At 55.0% G+C, this 18,311-nt stretch carries 16 protein-coding genes; all 16 read left to right on the forward strand.

Translation table 11 applies throughout. From position 1 onward, the window contains the following. The first annotated feature begins 131 nt into the window (after positions 1–131). The 16 genes from U8U68_RS19630 (at position 132) to U8U68_RS19705 (ending at position 18,242) form a co-directional block, all read left to right on the forward strand. Positions 132–962 (forward strand): Rpn family recombination-promoting nuclease/putative transposase, encoded by an 831-nt coding sequence (locus U8U68_RS19630; protein ID WP_088364426.1) that lies wholly within the window; start codon positions 132–134, stop codon positions 960–962. 387 nt (positions 963–1,349) lie between these two features. Then, positions 1,350–1,973 carry a hypothetical protein gene (locus tag U8U68_RS19635; protein ID WP_322203835.1) on the forward strand — a complete coding sequence of 208 codons (624 nt, stop codon included), beginning with the start codon at positions 1,350–1,352 and terminating at the stop codon, positions 1,971–1,973. A 13-nt stretch (positions 1,974–1,986) separates the two neighbouring features. Beyond that, positions 1,987–2,574: a ClpP family protease gene (locus tag U8U68_RS19640; protein ID WP_066541011.1), complete on the forward strand. Its 588-nt coding sequence runs from the start codon at positions 1,987–1,989 to the stop codon at positions 2,572–2,574. Between the two features lie 10 nt (positions 2,575–2,584). Further along, positions 2,585–3,850 carry a VirD4-like conjugal transfer protein, CD1115 family gene (locus U8U68_RS19645; protein WP_322203838.1) on the forward strand — a complete coding sequence of 422 codons (1,266 nt, stop codon included), beginning with the start codon at positions 2,585–2,587 and terminating at the stop codon, positions 3,848–3,850. Beyond that, complete coding sequence (locus tag U8U68_RS19650; protein ID WP_160580069.1) at positions 3,847–4,275, forward strand: hypothetical protein; 429 nt, start codon at positions 3,847–3,849, stop codon at positions 4,273–4,275. Before U8U68_RS19645 ends, U8U68_RS19650 begins: the two co-directional genes overlap by 4 nt. A gap of 15 nt (positions 4,276–4,290) precedes the next feature. Next, positions 4,291–5,277 carry a hypothetical protein gene (locus U8U68_RS19655; RefSeq protein ID WP_322203840.1) on the forward strand — a complete coding sequence of 329 codons (987 nt, stop codon included), beginning with the start codon at positions 4,291–4,293 and terminating at the stop codon, positions 5,275–5,277. Then, complete coding sequence (locus U8U68_RS19660) at positions 5,226–6,167, forward strand: DUF3991 domain-containing protein (protein ID WP_322203842.1); 942 nt, start codon at positions 5,226–5,228, stop codon at positions 6,165–6,167. The genes U8U68_RS19655 and U8U68_RS19660 overlap by 52 nt, the downstream gene beginning before the upstream one ends. Before the next feature lie 14 nt (positions 6,168–6,181). Further along, a complete protein-coding gene (locus U8U68_RS19665; protein ID WP_322203844.1) occupies positions 6,182–6,502 on the forward strand; it encodes a hypothetical protein in 321 nt (106 codons plus the stop codon). A 14-nt stretch (positions 6,503–6,516) separates the two neighbouring features. Next, a complete protein-coding gene (locus tag U8U68_RS19670) occupies positions 6,517–6,948 on the forward strand; it encodes a DUF7659 family protein (RefSeq protein WP_322203846.1) in 432 nt (143 codons plus the stop codon). A gap of 13 nt (positions 6,949–6,961) precedes the next feature. Then, positions 6,962–7,474 (forward strand): hypothetical protein, encoded by a 513-nt coding sequence (locus U8U68_RS19675; RefSeq protein ID WP_322203848.1) that lies wholly within the window; start codon positions 6,962–6,964, stop codon positions 7,472–7,474. 1,527 nt (positions 7,475–9,001) lie between these two features. Next, entirely contained in the window at positions 9,002–10,900 is a 1,899-nt protein-coding gene (locus tag U8U68_RS19680; protein ID WP_322203850.1) for a DNA primase family protein, read from the forward strand. Positions 10,901–11,521: 621 nt separating this feature from the next. After that, positions 11,522–12,913, forward strand: coding sequence for an S-layer homology domain-containing protein (locus U8U68_RS19685; protein WP_322203852.1), 1,392 nt, complete (start codon positions 11,522–11,524; stop codon positions 12,911–12,913). Between the two features lie 226 nt (positions 12,914–13,139). Further along, complete coding sequence (locus tag U8U68_RS19690) at positions 13,140–14,810, forward strand: PcfJ domain-containing protein (RefSeq protein WP_322203854.1); 1,671 nt, start codon at positions 13,140–13,142, stop codon at positions 14,808–14,810. 301 nt (positions 14,811–15,111) lie between these two features. Next, a complete protein-coding gene (locus U8U68_RS19695) occupies positions 15,112–15,948 on the forward strand; it encodes a hypothetical protein (RefSeq protein ID WP_322203856.1) in 837 nt (278 codons plus the stop codon). A gap of 128 nt (positions 15,949–16,076) precedes the next feature. Continuing rightward, positions 16,077–17,327 carry a hypothetical protein gene (locus U8U68_RS19700; protein WP_322203858.1) on the forward strand — a complete coding sequence of 417 codons (1,251 nt, stop codon included), beginning with the start codon at positions 16,077–16,079 and terminating at the stop codon, positions 17,325–17,327. 213 nt (positions 17,328–17,540) lie between these two features. Beyond that, a complete protein-coding gene (locus U8U68_RS19705; RefSeq protein WP_322203860.1) occupies positions 17,541–18,242 on the forward strand; it encodes a hypothetical protein in 702 nt (233 codons plus the stop codon). Positions 18,243–18,311: the final 69 nt, after the last annotated feature.

An 18,311-nucleotide genomic window follows, 5' to 3' on the forward strand; every position in this document is an offset into this window, starting at 1 on the left:
ACTTCAAAGCCCAAGGAGGTGAAGGCCAGCCAGTTGCTCCTCTTATTGTAGCTTTGGCACGAGACGGACGAAACCCCCGGCTGGCTGCCGAGGGTCCCAACCAAATTATATTGTAATAGAAGGTGATACCCATGGCAATCAAGCCGTTCCATGAGCTGACGCTGGCGGACGACTTTATGTTCGGGGAGGTCATGCGCCGCCCGGAGAACGCAAAGCCCTTTTTAGAGGCCCTGCTGGGCAAGAAGATTGGCAGCATCACGGCGATAGACAAGCAGAAAGAGCTGACAGACGGCGCGGCCCTTCACGGCGTGCGTCTGGACGTGTGCCTGGAGGACGAGAGCCGCACCCAGTATGACGTGGAGATGCAGACCGGGGCCAGCTATGGCCTGGAAAAGCGCATCCGCTATTACCAGAGCAGCATTGACCGCAGGACCCTGAAATCAGCGGAAAGCTACCGGGAGCTGCGTCAGAGCTTTGTTATCTTTATCTGCACGGACGATTACTACAAGCGCGGACTGGCAGTATACAGGCGCAGGTCCGTGATAGAAGGCGCGGAGGATATTGCCTACGACGACGGCTCCCATGCCTACATCCTCAACGCCAGCTTTACAGAGGGCAATAGCAGCGCTGAGGTGCTGGACTTCCTACGCTACATTGACGCGGGCTACAGAGGCAGGCCGCTGGACGTTCGCTCGGGCTATGTGGCCCAGATAGAGCAGGCGGTGGAGGCTGTGAAAACCGATGAAGAAATGGAGGGGACTTATATGACGCTGGCTATGAAATTGCAGGATATGAAGTGGGAAGGCCGGCAGGAGGGCAGGCAGGAGGGGGAAGAAAGCAAACTGTTTGCCAACCTCAAGGCTCTAATGGAGAACCTTGATATTCCAGCGGACAAGGCAATGGATTTGCTTAATGTCCCAGCCAGTGACCGGCCAAAGTACCGGAAGATGCTGGACGAGTAACAAGCACAGCAGAAAAGTGATGGGAGGCAGGTCAACTGGACCTGCCTCCTGTTTTATTTGCCCAGGGCAGGACAGTCGCAGGGACGACAACCGTGCGACCATGGTGCGACAGGTTGTGGGACATGGAAACATATTGCCAGGAAAGGAAAGCTGGAAGTTTGTCGCACTGTCTCACCTATTTTTGAAAACTTTTAAAAGTAAGGAAAAATAGGTAGTGTATAGTATTGGGAAAAAAGTTTTTTTGACAGGCTGCGACGGTGCGACAATGCGACAGCCAATCCGCATATCATGGCTCTGGTGTTATCATCCTCCCCTTTGTCCAAAGCCGCATCGTCCCGATGCCAGGAGCCGCCATGCCGTAATTTCACCTGAAAGGAGTGACCTGCCATGAGCCGCATATCCCTTGATACCCGCCTACAGACCCTGGAGGAAACGGGTTGCAGTGACCCTACCGTACTGCCTAAAATCCTCCAAAGCTGGGGCAGCGCCCCGGCCTACGGCTTCTTCCCGGAGGGGAAACAGTGGGAGCAGATGCAGCGGATTCTCAGCCTGGACCCAGACGATGGGGCAGTCATCACCTACCGGCAAATGTCCCGGGCCATACAGGAGCTGTGTGAGGCCCCGTTCCCTGGCGGCAGCGGCTCGGGTATGTCCGTGGACGCCATCGCGCTGCTGGGCCGCGCCTTTGCCGACTGCCGGCCTGCGTCTGCCCCAGCCAGTAACCAGCGCCTCCCCCTGTCCGAGCGCCTGAAAGCACCCGACAGCCATCTCAAGAGGCGCATACTCGCCCTGCGCACCCAGGCCATGGCCCTGGCCGTGGAGGGGATGACCGGCGGCAAGCCTATGGATTTCTCCCGCTTCATCCATGAAAATATTGCCGTTCATTATGTGCCGGAGGACGAGGGGAAAATCCAAACCGGCGAGGCGCTGCACCTGGCCGGGGAACTGGAAGCCGCTGCGGCCGCCTGCATCCGCCACTACCTGCTGGTCCTGCCATTCACCATGATATAAGGAGGTTTTTGCTATGAATCCATTTTACACCATGCCCAATATTCTGACCGAAACCAGCGAGGGCGCCACAGCCCACAGCTTGCAGGATGAACTGTTCAAAGAGCGGGAAATCGAACTTGTCGGCGAAATCACCCAGGAGTCGGCCTATTCCATCATTTTGCAGCTGAGATACTTACAGAAGTCCGACTCTGCGGCCCCCATCACGGTCTATATCAACAGCCCGGGCGGCGAGGTTGCCAGCGGGCTGGCGCTCTATGACGTGATGCGGGCTGTCAAGTGCCCCGTCCGCACCGTCTGCGTGGGTACTGCCGCCAGCATGGCCGCTATCCTGTTTGCCAGCGGCACAGAGCGGGGGATTTTACCCCACGGGAAAATCATGATTCACGACCCGCTGACTACAGGTATAAATGGCAGCGCCCTAACCATCGACAGCTTGAGCAGGAACCTGATGGAGACCCGGCAAATCACAGCCGGGATTCTGGCGAAGCACACCGGGCGCCCTCTGGATGAGATTTTCGCCTGTACCGCAAAAGATACCTATTTCAACGCCCAGGAGGCTGTCGGCTTCGGCCTGGCTGACTACATCGTGGAAGAAATGTGAGGTGGAAACCATGAGCTATAGAATCCTGTCCCAAGACTGCCTCGCAGACAATAACTCCCACGCCACGGGGCTGAACAACAACGACCTGATTGTCGGCCCCAGCGGAGCGGGCAAGACCCGGGGGTACGTGCTGCCCAACATCCTGCAATGCAGCGAGAGCTTTATCGTGGCTGACACCAAGAACAGCCTGCGGGCCGAGACCGAGGCCGTACTTCGTCAAAATGGCTATAAGGTGCTCTCCCTTGACCTTTGCGGAGGCCCGTCCAGCGGCTACAACCCCCTGGACTACATCCGTCTGGACCCCAAGACCAACCGCCACAACGAACAGGACATTATGGCTGTCTCCGCCGCCCTTATCCCCATCGAGACGCCCCGGGACCCGTTCTGGGAGTTTTCCGCCCGGATTTACCTGGAGAGCATCATTGGCTATGTGCTGGAGAGCCTGCCGGAAGAGGAGCACACCATGGACTCCGTGGTACGCCTCTCCCGGGAGATTGGCACGGGCAGGCTCTCGAAGCTGATGGACGAGCTTGCCGTCCTGGACCCGGACTCCTTCGCCGCGCGCCGCTACTCTATTTGCCGGGACGGCGAAAAGGCCGACCGTACCAACGCCTGCGTGCTCATGTTCCTGGCGGAAAAGCTGGCCCCGCTGGACTATGCGGGGGCCAGGGCCATGTTCCACAGCCCGGACAAAATCGGCCTTGCCCGGCTGGGCCGGGAAAAGACCGCCGTGTTTCTCGGCGTCAGCGATACCGACCGCTCCATGGACCGGCTGGCAAACCTGTTTTACACCCAGGCCCTGCACGTCCTCTGCGATGAAGCGGACCACAATCCCGCCCACCGTCTGACCGTCCCAGTACGCTTCATCCTAGACGACTTTGCCGCCAACGCCCGCATCCCGGACTTTGACAAGATACTGTCCGTTGTCCGTTCCCGAGATATCTCCGCCAGCGTGATTTTGCAGAGCATTTCCCAGCTGGAGAGTATGTACGGCCACGCGGCGGCTATGACCATCATCAACAACTGCGACCATTGCCTGTACCTGGGCGGGCAGGACGTGGAGACCGCCCGGTACATGGGCCTCAAGGCCAACCGCAGCACCGGCACGATGCTGTCTATGCCCCTGGACAGCGCGTGGCTGTTCGCCCGGGGAGAGCAGCCGAGGCTCACCAGGAAATTCGACCTATACAGCCACCGGCGATACCATGAGCTGCCGGAGGCTGGGGGCCGCTGCCCGGAACGTGAAGAGATTGAGCAGAAGGAGGCCATTGCATGAGAGTAAACGCGGGCTACACGGTTACAGACACGATTCATATAGGCCAGGTAGAGTTCGTGTTGGGCGAGCAGGCCAACGGGAAGCAGTTTGCCACCTGGGAGTGCAGGGACGGAGACAATTACTACTGGGGCCACTACTTCGACAGCCTTGCCGCCGCCAAACGAGACTTGCTTATCCGGGCCCATGAAGCGCTGGGTGGGAAAGAGCCTGCCAGGAAACCCTATTTCTTCTGCATGACTGTCTGCGCCCGGCGCACAGGGGCCGCTATCGGCCGCAGGTGCGGGGTAGTCATGGCAGACGGCCCCGAGCCAGCGGAAGAGCTTGCCTGGGAGCGGTTCGGCGGGGATGCCGCCTGTAAGCTGTGGGTGGAGGAAGTGCCGGAAGATGGGTACAGCTACACCGCGTATAAATCCGAGATTATGTAGAAAGGAGGCCCTGCTATGCCCGCGACCTATGACTCCCTCCGCGCCCTCAGCCGCCAGACCATGAAAAAACTGCTGGATGTGCAGGAGTGGCGGAAGTTTCTGGCCTTTGCCAGCCGGAGCTTTAAGCTGCCCTTCCCGGCCCAGGTGCTGGCCTATGCCCAGCGCCCGGACGCTGCCGCCCTGATGAAATCCAGCGACTGGGAGGCCGTGTACGGGCGTCCTGTCAAGAAGGGCTGCCACGGCGTCCCTGTGCCGGAGGGCCGGGGGAAGAAGCTGGTATACTATTACGACATAGCCGACACCAGGGAAACGGATGAGTCCAGACCGGTCCCGCTCTGGCACGTCCGACCGGAAAATCAAAAGGGGATAGGTAAGGCTCTGGAGTCTTACCTCGGCAAGCTGGAGGACGCCTCTGGCTTTGCCGAAACCCTGCTTGCCGCTGCCAGAAAGACGGTCGCCTGCACCCTGGACGACCGCTTAGATGACCTGGCCGCCCATAGCCCCGGCAGTCTGCTGGAAGAGATGGACAGCGATAACCTGCTTGCCGCCTACCGCACCATGATAGAGAACAGCGTGGGCTATATGCTTCTGTCAAGGTGCGGGCTTGACCCCTCGCCACATTTCATAGACGAGGACTTTTACGGCTTGCTGGACTTCAACACTCCGTCTACCCTGACGATTCTGGGCAGCGCCGTGACAGAAACCGCCGCCATGTGCCTGTCCGTGATTGCCAAAGCCGTGCGGAGGATGCAGGCCGCGCCGGCCGAGGCAGAGCGTGCCCCAGCCGTTCCAAAGCCCGCATTACTCCAGCCTGTCCCAGAGAAGCGCTACACCCTGCAAGGCGGGTGGGAGCTTGCCGTTGTGGGCAGCGACGCGGAGTCCATCCTGTACAGCTTTATCGACTTGCCTGAACAGGAGCCTGTCCCGGTATCCCGCAAGGACTTCGACCAATGGCTGGCGGCTGGCTTCATTCAGCCCGCCCCCGCCGCCATCCCGGCATGATGTACTACGGCAAAGATGCGATTATGGATGTCCGGGGAATCGGCCTGCTGGACTATCTACAGCATTACGAGCCGGACAACCTGCGCCGGGTCTCGCCGGGGGTGTTCTGCACCAAAGAGCACGATTCCCTGCGTATCAGCAACGGCAAGTGGTACTGGTTCTCCCAGGGCTTTGGCGGCTGCTCGGCGCTGGACTATCTTATCAAGGTTAAGAATCTGCCGTTCACGACAGCTATGGAGCGGCTTCATGGAAAGGCGGCAGGTATGCCGCCTTTTTTTGCGCCCAGAAATCATGAGCGCAAGTTAGCTTTGCCAACCCCAAGCCCGTCCAGTGAACGTGCAGCCGCGTACCTGCTGAAACGCGGTATCGGCCAAGCCATAATTGACTACTGCCTGCGGACTGGCCTGCTCTATGAGAGCCTGCCCTATCACAACGCCGTGTTCGTAGGCTTTGACGCCCGGGGGCAGCCCCGGTATGCCGCCCTAAGAGGGGTGAACTCCAGCTTTAAGGGCGAGGCCAGGGGCAGCGACAAGCGGTTCGCGTTCCGCGTCCGGGCCGCGGACAGCGCGGCGCTCCATGTGTTTGAGGGGGCTGTCGACCTGCTGTCCTATGCCGCCCTGGAAACGCTGGACGGAAGATTCTGGCGGCGGGACCACCTGCTGTCTTTGGGCGGGGTATCGGGAAACGGCCTGCCCCCCGCTCTCGGGCAGTTTCTGCATGACGAGAGAGGCATCCGGAAAATCGGCCTGCACCTGGACAACGACCCCCCAGGGCGCAGGGCTGCGGAATGTATCATGGACTGTCTGCGGGGCCGGTACGCGCTCTACGACCTGCCGCCCCCGCAGGGGAAAGACTATAACGACTGGCTGCGTTTGCGGCTGGGAATTTGAAAGGAGCAAGCACAATGCAATATTACAACACACAAGGTCATGTCACGCCGGCCAGCGTTCCGAAGCCGGACGGGAACAGGCAGTATGAGTGCGGTTCCCACGGGCCTGCCACAGCCCAGATAAAGACCCTGCACCTGCGGTACATCGGCACAGACAGCTGGAGCCGCTACGTTTACGAAGACGAGAACGGCAGGCTCTGGAAACTGCTGGACTGCTGCTCTCCCAGGGAGGTATGTGAGCAGCGGGGAGACACTTTGCACTCTTCGTGTAACAACGCATTCGATGGGGAACCAGACTGGCCCATGAAGGCAGACATCAAACCGGAGTTTCATTGAAAGGGGACGATATCATGAATAAGTATGCAGAGTTACGCAACCGGCAGCAGAAGGAGTTCGACGCCCTCCCGCTGGGCTTTGCGTTCAGCCAGAAGCAGTTTGATGAGATGATGCAGGACTGGGGCCTGGACTCTGAGAAGGACATCAAGAACATTTACTCCATCGGAGCAGGGGGATATATCCAGAAAAAAGATGCGGACCTGCTTCATAAGACATATGCCCGCCACGAAAAAGAGATGGCGGCGGCTATATCGGATGATAAGACCGGAGACGGTTTTATCTACCAGATGTTCCTCTACGAGCTGAACAATCACGAGTACGGCTACACTGGGGACAGCGAGGAAACGCTTGATGCGCTGGACTACACAATGGAGCAGGTACAGGCAGACGCAAGGCTTCTCCATGGCTTTGAGAAAGCCCGCAAAAAGATTTTGGGAAGGGGTTGAAACGATGTCCTGCATGGTAATGAGATTGGAGCCGCTTGCGGCATTGGCAAACGCCGTCGAGGTTCGGCTCAACTGCGACTACAACTATTGGGGCTTCGAAGCCCCGGACAGCCTCTACCGTGAGCTTAGCGACTGTAAAACTTCCTGTACCTATTTTGCGGAGAGAATCTACCAAAAGCTCTACGCTGTCAATATCCGCGCCTACAATGGGCGCTATGCGGGCCATGAAGAACCCGTCAGCGAGGAAGCCCCGGCTATCGCCGGGAGCAAGTATACCATCCATCGCCCACCAGAGTACCGGGAACATAACTTTGCTGTCCGCCCCTGGCACTATCAGCTTGCAATGCTCCTGGACTTCTGGCTTTACCAGACCGCAGAGGACGCTACATACGCCGACCCGCTTCGGCTGGCTATGAGGGAGTTCAGGGACAGCCTGTATGCTTTCATCGTGACAAACAGCCCGCAGTATGTTGACGTTCAGTGGGGAGCGCTGCCTCATACAGCAACAAACAGCCTGCCAGGTTAAACACAGGATACAGCAGCCCCGGCCAAAACTTGGCTGGGGCTGCTTCTTTTTTGGGCCCAAAATTGGCCCCTAAAAGAGCCAAAAATGACCCCTAAAAGGCCCACGAATGGCCCACGGGTACTTTCAGCCCAAAATTGGCCCCTAAAAGGGCCAAAAATGACCCTGAAAAGGCCCACGAATGGGCCAGCGCCGAGGCAGCCCCCCAATGCGGGCTTTGGACAAAGGGGGAGGATGATAACAGCAGAGCCATGATATGCGGATTGGCTGTCGCATCGTCGCACCGTCGCAGCCTGTCAAAAAAACTTTTTTCCCAATACTATACACTACATATTTTTCCTTACTTTTAAAAGTTTGCAAAAATAGGTGAGACAGTGCGACAAACTTCCAGCTTTCCTTTTCTGGCAATATGCTTCCATGTCCCACAACCTGTCGCACCATGGTCGCACGGTTGTCATCCCTGCCTCTGTCCTGCCCGCCAATGCCCAAGCTGAAGCCTGCTTACGAATGTTAAGAGGACTCCCATCCGGGAGCCCTCTCTTTTTTATAGGGGGCCAGCGGCCCCATTCCAGCGACAGCCAGGGGTGGGAACTCGCGTCAAGGTTCTCAGCCCATCAGCAAACTATCCAAAGCTGCTCGCCTGCAACCCCGCAGCACGCCTCCGCCTGCTTTGCAGTTTTGCAAACTGCCCGAGGCTGCGAACGGGACGAGGGTCCCTCACGACTATCCGTCGCAATGCCGGGGCGATTGCTCCCAATTTTTTGACTTATCACCGGCGCGTTTTTTTTCAAATTTCTCGGCGACAACACAGGACACAGAAGGCCCATGAAACGAGGAATTTTCGCGGCGCCGATGACAACGGTGACAGCGGATGACAAAATTTTGGCCAAATTTTGCAGCTTGTCACCGCCCGAAATGCCGCTATTCATGGGCCAACTTGGCCTTCCGGGGCCTTATGGCCCGCGAGAAGCCCAAAAAGGGAAAAGGGCATAAAAGCGGCGACGCCACCCCTACGGGGTGACGGTCGGCATAGCCGACGCCGTTGCCCGCCAATGGCGGGCAACCTCTCCGCTTCGCTCCGAGGCTTTTACTGCGCTACGCTTGCCCTAAGAACAGTCCCCCGGACTGTTCTTAGGGTGCCCTGAAGCGGCACAGCCGCCACAGCCGAAACGATAAAGCTGCCAATCGTTTCGGTTTTAATGGCAAGGGCTTCCGGCTTGTGCGCGGTACTTCGATAAGGTTATGATTGAAAATACGCTTAGTCAAAAACCAATCATTGGCAAGAGTAGCCGCAAAAAATTTTTTCATGAGACTTTGCAATGGTGACGCGGCTTTTCCTCGATTGGGACAGTTTTCCCACCAAAGGCACCCTTGATTTTCCCGATTTCGGTATGGTAAAATTACATCAGAGCCCAAATTATGGAAAAATCGCAAGGAGAGGATGCCTATAAAACAACAGAGCACGAATAAAAATGGTCGGAATTTCCTCCCATGGAAATACAACCAAATATTTTAAAGGAGTGTGATTTTATGCACCTAGAATTCCAATCAGACCCCCCAGTGGGCACCAACTTGACACAGTGGGGGGCGGAACCAGAGGCCCAGGAAAGAAAGGAGCCGAAGCCTCACCCTGACCTTGAAAATGCCGTTGATGGCAGCACGTCAGATGTTCAGAATGCCGCAGCCACTGGAACAATCTTAACGTCGCTGCGCACTCGCGACCAGTTTTTGCAGTTCATATTACTTGATTACTTGCGGGAACTGAAAAGGAAGAACGCTTCTCTAACTCCCGAGGAGGTCGCGGGGGGAGCCGTAGAGGATATAAATTTGGCAATTAGAACCAGAAACAACAGTCTTCCTAAAGGGGAAAAAGACGAAAAGTGGAAATTTTTAGACGCACTTGACCCCCCACGGATTGCTGCTTGCTGCATAGAACTGAATCATGTCAAACGGATTCAGCTTAATAACGAGGATGACGAGAAAAGTTATGTTCTTGGCATCTACGAAAGGGATGGCCCAAACCGTGGTATCTACAACATTGATGAAGACGCCATCAACGCGCTTTGCCGGCGCTATAACAGTTCCCTGCGCAAGAGCGATATCAGCGAAATCAAGGCGGTTTTGATGGATACCGCGCCGATAGCCAGCCGGCTTCTCGACCCGAATTTGATTCCGGTAAACAACGGCATTTTTGATTACAAAAAGAAGCGGCTAATCCCTTTCAGCCCGGAATATGTATTTACATCCAAATGCGGGACGGATTACAACCCGATTGCGGCAAATCCCGTCATTATCAATCCGGACGGCACAAAGTGGGATGTGGTGTCCTGGATGGAATCGCTGGTGGACCATCTTCCCGACAAAGCGGAAATGACGGAGCTGTTGTGGAAGATTACCGGCGCCATGGTGCGGTATTTGGTGCCGTGGGATAAGGCGGTATTTCTCATTTCCCCCAAGGGCAACAACGGCAAGGGCACACTTTGCGAATTGCTGCGAAGCCTGCTGGGAAAGGGTAACTACGCCAACATCCCTATCACCAACTTCGGTAAAGATTTCATGCTGGAGCCGCTCACCCACGTCAACGCCATTTTGACTGACGAAAACGATGTGGGAACGTATGTCGACTCCGTTGGGAATCTGAAAGCAATCATCACGGGCGACCAGATTCAGCTCAACCGCAAGTACAAGCCCCCTATCACATTCCGGTTCCGGGGATTCATGTTACAGTGTTTGAACGACTATCCCAACTATCGGGATAAATCGGATTCACTGAACCGGCGGCAGCTATGCGTACCTATGACGAAATGTTTCACCGGCGAGGAACGCAGGTACATCAAGGCTGACTATGTGCATAGGAAAGAAGTTTTGCAGTACGTTTTGTTCAAGGTCCTGAACATGGATTATGACCAGCTTCCAGAGCCGGAGTCGTGTAAGTGCGAGCTGGACAAGTCCAAAGAGATGAACGACCCGGTGCTTCAATTCATGAATGAGGTCATGGGTGTGCTCATGTGGGATTTGGTGCCGTACACGTTCCTGTACGACCTATACAAATCCTGGTATGGCAGAAATGTTCCCGGTAAATCGCCGCTGTCGCGGAACAGGTTTATCGATGAGTTAAAGCGAAACCTTCCTTCATTCCCTGCGTGGACCTTGCATCAGGATGAAAACAGGAGGGACCTGGAAGTACGTTCAAAAGGAAATATGGACTGCGCCGAAGTCCTCATAGAGGAGTACAAATTGGAGAACTGGTACAGCAGACGCTACTTTGGCGGTGACCGGAGCTTACGATGCATACCTACACCGAAGGAAAAATACCGGGGAATCATACGCGTTCCGGAAAACGAGGATTTAGAAGAAAAATACGCAACGAGACCCGAAGATAATGTCCTGCCGGAAAAGATAACTTTTATTACAGAACCAATTGACTAATGATTTGATTGGCCAACATAGTTGGCACTATAGTGAATACGAAACGACTTTGCAGCTAATTTCGAAAAGATTTCGCAACTGAATTTGAAAGTGAATAGCGCAACAGAGCTATATGAATATAATATGAGGGAGCGTCTGCTAAGGCGTCCAGCCCATCAAAAAAGGCCCAGGCTGAAAACCTGTGCCTTTTTGCATTTCTCTCTTGCATTTTGCCAGGGAAAGTGCTACAATTAAGCTACCAAGATAAATAAAGGGCAGGTCTGGGGGGATTGCCGTCCCCCCATGACCCTATGCAGGAGAAGACCCCTCCTACACAGAAACCTATTGTGGTTTCGCCAACCCTATTATACTGAATCCCCAGTGAATTTGCAAGCTATATTTTGTCAAAGGGGATTCACGGATAGGGCTGTGTTTTGCATGTGATTTGTGCGGTGTAGGTAATAAGCCTGCACCGCTTTTTTGTTTGTCTTGGGCGGAAAATCCCAAGAAAAAGCGGGGCCCCTGTGGGCCTCGCCGGGAATACCGCCTCAAAATAGTTATAGTTAGGGGGCGTTAGTGCTTTTCGGGGGCGTCAAGCCGCCCCGGGTTCATTATGGAAACTGAATGAGGAGGGATAAGCCTATGAAATCCATCAAGACCACCCTGGCCGCTCTCTTGGCCATCATCACCATCCTGTCCGTCATCCCTATGTCCGCCTTTGCGGCGGCCAGCAGCTTCACGGACGTGCCCCAGAACGCCTGGTACTACGAGCCTGTCACCTACATGGCCGAGAACGGCTACATGTCCGGCACCGGTGACAACAAGTTCAGCCCCAACCAGACCACCACCCGCGCCATGTTCGTCACGGTGCTGGGCCGCATTGCCGGCATTGACCAGAACCAGTACAAGGGCACCTGCACGTTCCGCGACGTGAAGAAGGACTGGGCCGAGCCTTACATTGCCTGGGCCTCTCAGAATAACATCGTCAATGGCGTGGGCGACAATAGATTTGGCCCCAATAACTACGTCACCCGCGAGCAGGCCGCCCTTATTCTGTTCAACTATCTCAAGAGAGACTACACGCTGACCATTGACAGCAAGTTCCTGGACAACGCTCCTGACAAGGTTAACGTCAGCTCCTGGGCTGTAGAGGCCATGCAGTGGGCCACGTCCGCTGCCCTGATGCGCGGCGACGCCAATGGCACGCTCCGTCCCCGCTACTCCGCCACCCGTGCTGAGATTGCGACCATCTTCAAGCGCTTTATTGAGATTAAAGAAGACCTGGATGCCAACAAGCCCGACGTCCCTACCACCTGCGACCATGAATGGGAAGTGACGAAGACTGAGAATGTCACGCTCCTTACTGAGACTGTCCGCGAGTGGGCTCACGCCGACGCGCTGGACACTGTCGCGTGCAACGGCTGCAATATGAATATAGCACAGTGGATGTATGACAATGCGGACAAGTATTCCAGCCCTAAAGAACTCAGTGACGCTATGTGCATCCTCGGCGATGAAACGGGCTGCCCTCAGTTACACGGTGGAAACCATAGCACTGACAACGGCCTACCCCTGACTTTCGGCACCATGTCTGAGAAGATTTACAAAGCTGACATGCCATCCGAAGAGACCTGCACCAAGTGCAACACTGTACGCCCCTGCGTGTCTACTCGTATAATCAACAGCATCTCCGACGAGAATGTCTGGGAGCGCCATACCAAGGAAGTTCTCATCTCCGAGGCATGGGACGAGCCTCTGTATACCATCATACCCGGTTATAACATCTCCACTAGCCCTATTACCTTCGTTCCTGTTGGCACCTTGATTGATACCATCCATCATCCTCGCCGTGTCAACAATGAGATTGCGTACTTTGAGAACGTTGAGACTCATGAACGAATTTACGTTGAGATGACAGGCTGCCGTCACCCTGAATGGAAAGACGAGTACTCCGGTCACATGGCCCCCATCTTCCATTATTGCACCTCCTGCAACGCAAAGAACATTAACATTCGTGACTTGTACAACAGCTAATATGAAATACGCCTCCGGGCGTATTTCTTTTTTTCTTACTATGTCTATATTATACCACATATTCACTTCAAAGCCGACTTGGATATCGTCACGGACGCCGACCTGTTCAACGATTTCGGAAAGAGTCATCGTGCCACCGCTATTGCTTCCGTCAGGGCCTAGGTTCCCTGCCTCGTCCGATGGGGGATTCAGACAAAGGGGAGGATGATAACACCGGAGCCATGATATGCGGATTGGCTGTCGCATTGTCGCACCGTCGCAGCCTGCCAAAAAAACTTTTTCCCAATACTGTAAGATTGGCTGCGCTATTCAGATGTTTATATACCGTGTAAATCAGGAGCGCCGTGACCGGGCCCGGGAGCGAACAAGAGCGCTGCAAAAGGCCCACTTTGCCATGTTCCCCGAGTACCCCGCAGACCTGGCGGCGTTCTGCGAGGACCGCGTTTTCCAGTCCTCGGTGCTGTATGTTTCAAAGCTGAAAAAGACATTGGCCAATGGCCAAGTCTCCGGTGAGCGGCGGGCTGTGTGCAGGCATTGCGGAAAGTCGTTTCAGGTGGGGCGCGAGGTCAAGCCTGGAGGCTCCGGAATCTGCCCCAAGTGCGGCCACCCGGTAATCTATAGGGCCGGCTGGCTTGAAAAAGAAGTTACCCACAAGGCCAAAATCTGCATCGCCTGCAAGGTAGACGGCCAGCTGCTCCTGCGCTATGTGGACGTGGAGCGCATTATCTACCCCGACCGCAAGGAGCCCCAGTACCGCTTCTCCGACTGCTTCAAGACCCTGTTTCTGACCGTCAACGGCAAGCCCATCGAGTACGCCTACGCCTGGTGCCAGGCCCCATACTGCGGGTACGATTGGCGGCGGCTGCGGTGTGGCACGGAGTGCCTGGGGGACAGCTATGTGTACACGTCAAATTTACGGGAGGTGTTTGGCGAAAGGTATTACAATGTGGACTTGCAGGCAGGGCTTGTGGGACTGCGCCGCCCTATCTCCTTCCGCCGTCTGCTGGACAATCTCAAGAATATCCCCCAGGCCGAGTACCTGATGAAGGCCGGACTGCCGGTCCTTGCGGCGGGCATCCTGCCCGATACCAGCGCAAAGAGCCTCCCAGAACTAACCGGGCTGGGGAAACAGTTCCTCCCGGCCATGCGGGAGAGCCAGGCCAGCTTCCAGGAAATAAAGGCCATAGCTGCCCAGCGGAACGCCGGCCCCGAGGATTTACGCCAGCTGTGCGCCCTGCGCCTGGACAGCGATTGCCTGATTCTGTTGGAGAGAATTGCCTGTTTCAACGGCATAGGCCGCTCCCTGCGGTACGTGCGGGCCCAGAAAGAGGCTTCCACCGGCCGGATGCGGCGCAACAAGCTCCCCTACTTCCTGCGGCTCTACCGGGACTATCTCGACATGGCCAAGAGCCTGAAAAGCGACATGAGCCAGCGGGCCATCCTGGAGCCTCGGGACCTGAAAGAGCGCCATGACCTGCTGGCGGCGCGGGTGAACGAGCTGAAGTCCAGGCCGGACGATGAGCGCTTCCAGCGGGCCATTGACGAGGGCCTGTACGGGTGGGCCCAGGACTACGCCAACGAGGATTACTGCGTGGTCTATCCCCAGAAGCGCAGCGACTTGACCACCGAGGGCCAGCGGCTTAACCACTGTGTGGGCATGAGCTCCTACTTTGAAAGGCACATCCTGGGCCACCAGATGGTGTTTTTCATCCGCAAGGCGGCAGAGCCGGACAAGGCATACTTTACCGCTGAAATCGACACGGACACCGGGCGGATTATCCAGCTGTACGGCTTCGGGGACTGCTCCGCCCCCAAAGAGGTGCGGGCGTTTACGGAAGGGTTTTGCAGGAAGATTCTTCGGTGGAAGAGTATGGACATACGGCGAGAAGCCGCATAAATTTTGCAAAAGTTTGCAAAATTAAATGTTAAAAAATTATGAATATTTTGCATATATGTACGACTTAATGCGTCAGCAGCGGAACTTCCTGTTCCCTGGAAAAGTGTTCCGACCTTTGACAAGCGAGCCGGTTTATGGTATAATATAACTACAGAAAAGGGATTATACCCTGTAAAAAATAACGAGATTGCACAACAGAAGGGGCAAGCCGGGCATGTGGCCCACACGCTTTCATCGTTTGGTGCAATGTGCAGAACGGGTTTCTCTTTTCTGAATATTTATAAAAAAGGAGTGATGCCCTATGGCAGTCGAATGTGATGCCACGGGTTTCCACACTATGGAAAGCCGGCTTGAACTCGCGGGCAGGGCCACCCAGGTGCGTAGAGCGGTCAAAGAAAACGTAGTCGGAAACTCCCGGCTGGACTTTGCCAGCATTCTGCCTGCGCCGGCCCATTTGCCGGTGGATGTGCCCGATATGAAGCCATATGCCGGGTACGCGGCCAGGCTTTTCCTACAAGACTTTCTTTGCGGCAAAGGGCTGGATACAAAAGCCATGCTGCGGGAGGAACGGGAATACCTGGACAGGCACAAGGAAGTAAAAGCCGGTCCGTATCTTCGCGGGAAGGAGCTTTTTCTGCAAGGCTTCCGCAATGTTACAGAGGAAGACTTCTACTGCTTCTGCCACCTTACGCGTCCGTTTTCCGGCTTCGCCGCATTCTGGTGTTTGGAGGAAGCCTTTGCCCGCTGCAGCCATGACCCGGAAGGTTTCCTTGCGCTCATTGCTTCCCATGAAGAAGCCTATCTGCAAGAGCGTGGGAACACCATAAGCATGGCAAGATGGAAAGAAAGCAGAGAACGGTTCCACCAGGCTTTCCTACCGGATTCTCCGGCTTTCCAGGCATTCCTGGCAGACCTTTGGGGCGTTGCGGCCGGGCCGGAGAATTGTTCCTGCGTCTATACCCTCGACTATGCCGCGCATCTGGCATTTACCACGGAAGGAGGCATTCCCCATAAGGTTTTGGACGCCTTGGCCAGGAAGTATCCGGGCCTGATTGTCATCCATTATTGGAATGACACGGAGTGCCCCGAAATATGCGGCTGCGAGACGTACCATTACAGCCGCGATGCCGTCGCGTAACCGGCAGCAAAACAAAGCAGGAAAAAGAGCCCTCTGGAGGGGATTCCAGGGGGTTCTCCTTTTGTTGACATGCTGAGCCCCTGTGTGTATAATTGCTTGTATACCAAGCTATACGCGGGAGGTCAGGAATGGTGTTGAACACAGAAGCCCTGCTCAGAGATGAACACATCAATAAGATTACGGCCATTCTAAAAAGTTTCGTCTTCAGCAATCCGGAAAGGCTGCATCTCCATGTGCCGCAAGAGGTCTCAGTGGAGTACGCGAAATTGAAAAATGTCACTGTCAGCGGCGTCCCGCCGGTCATATGGCAAAGTGGAAGCCGGATTGGTTTTGATGTGGAACTTTCGGCAGTAATAATCACCGGGCCTCGGTATGACACTGACGGAACCCTGATACCAGATTGTATTTGGGAATGCCGCCAAACCTTTGTGGTATCATGCTCTGGCACGCTGTCTAAAGACATGGCGTTGGATGATTTTCGAGTGCGCACGATACGTATCAAACCGGAGAAAAGGTATCAGGACGATAGCATATGGGGCATTATCATACATACACATCAGGACGCAGTTAAGGCAGCTTTGAGCGCCTATATTTCGGCCCATCCAGACGCTTTGCGGCTGCCTTCCCCGCCATGGGTGGAAAAGACAGAGGGTGCAAGCCTGCGCGGCTTAGACATCACTTGGGCTGGCAACGCAGAGGACAAGCCGGGCATGGACATCGGTTTTGAAATCGTAGCGGCGGCAGAAATCAGCGCCACGGAACGCAGCAAAAAGGGCTCTCTGCAAACAAACGTGTACCAGCAATGGTTCACCCTTAAATGCCATGCAAACCTGGAAGAATCACTACAGGATTTTTCTGTGGGCGCCATCTTTATAGAAGCGGTCACCCGCAGCGAGGACAGCCCCATGGAAGTAATTCTGCCCTTTGTTTTGGAAAGGCAGCTTGAGCGGGATGCCTTGAAGGTATTGAAGGAATTTGGGTTCGGCCAGTGCATCCATACGCCGCAAGTACTTGACCCGGACTTGCTGGCCCAGAGGATGGGCCTTACCATACAGTACCGGCACCTCTCAAAAGAAAAAAGGGTGTTTGGCGCGGTATTTATGGACGATTGCGAAGCCGCGTTCTATCGCCCCAACGAGGACGCTATGGTACAGGAGAACGTCCGGGCGGGTACTATTATCGTTGATGAACAGGCGTCCCAAACGCGTCCCATTGGCTCTATAAACAACACAATTGTCCACGAATGCCTCCACTGGCACAGGCACCGAAAGGCGTATTACTTAGCCAGACTGATTGCCGGCAGACAGCCTATCTCCTGTCTGGTGGATGGCGGCATGGCCGGAGGCGTGACAGACCGCCTTCCAGGGATAGAATGGTAGGCCAACGCCCTGGCCCCCAAGATACAGATGCCGTATCCCGCGTTCAAAAGGAAGACCTGGGAGCTGATTCGTTTACAACGGCAAGACTCGCCGGACAAGCCGCTTGTCGACCTGCTGCCTCCTGTCATAGCCGAGTTAGCGGACCTGTTTGGAGTATCGAAGCTGGCTGTTAAGATACGCCTGTTGGAAGTGGGATACCCGGAGGCCAGAGGTGTGCTGGATTATGTGGATGGCCGGTATTTGCGGCCCTATGCCTTTGCGCCGGGGGCGCTGGAGAAAAATCAGACGTTCACTATCAGCGCGGTAGAGCTGGCGCAGCTTTATGATGAGAGCGAGGAATTGAGGGAGCGCCTGCAATCCGGCGAGTACACGGTGGTGGAGTCCCACGTCTGCCTGAACGACCCGCGCTTTGTTTTAGGTGTGGGTGCTGCATCCATGCTGACCGAGTACGCGAGGCTTCATGTGGACGAGTGCTGTTTGAAGTTTGAGGTGGTAGCCTCACGGAATAATATACCTTTCCTTTTGGACAGTGTTCTTTTCAGAGAAGAATCCTATACAAAACTATCCATAGAATTACCACTTGTTCGGAAATCGACATATAATTTCAATAAAAAACGTCCGTATGAAAGCTATAATGAAAAGAAACGCGAAAAAAGGAAGCAAGATTTTGCAGAATATGAAAAGCAAGACATAGAGTCTTATGAGAATGACACACAACCGCATATTGAAGATATAGTATTTAATATCCAACTTATTGATAAACAAGTAAGTATGATGGACACTTTTCCACGCGCTTTGCAGAATCTCATGAAAGAAAGACAGATGACTACAGAAGCTCTTAGCGATGTGACAGGAATTTCGGTAAGTATTACTCCCGCTCAAAAAGCTAGGAAAAAGAGAGGAAGAGTGATATAATAGGGATATGGAATATATCGATTTGCGGAAAGTGGGAAAAGAAGGGCTCAAGCAGATACGCAGTCAGGT

The sequence above is a fragment of the Acutalibacter intestini genome (genome assembly GCF_034334985.1).
Lineage (GTDB): Bacteria > Bacillota > Clostridia > Oscillospirales > Acutalibacteraceae > Acutalibacter > Acutalibacter intestini.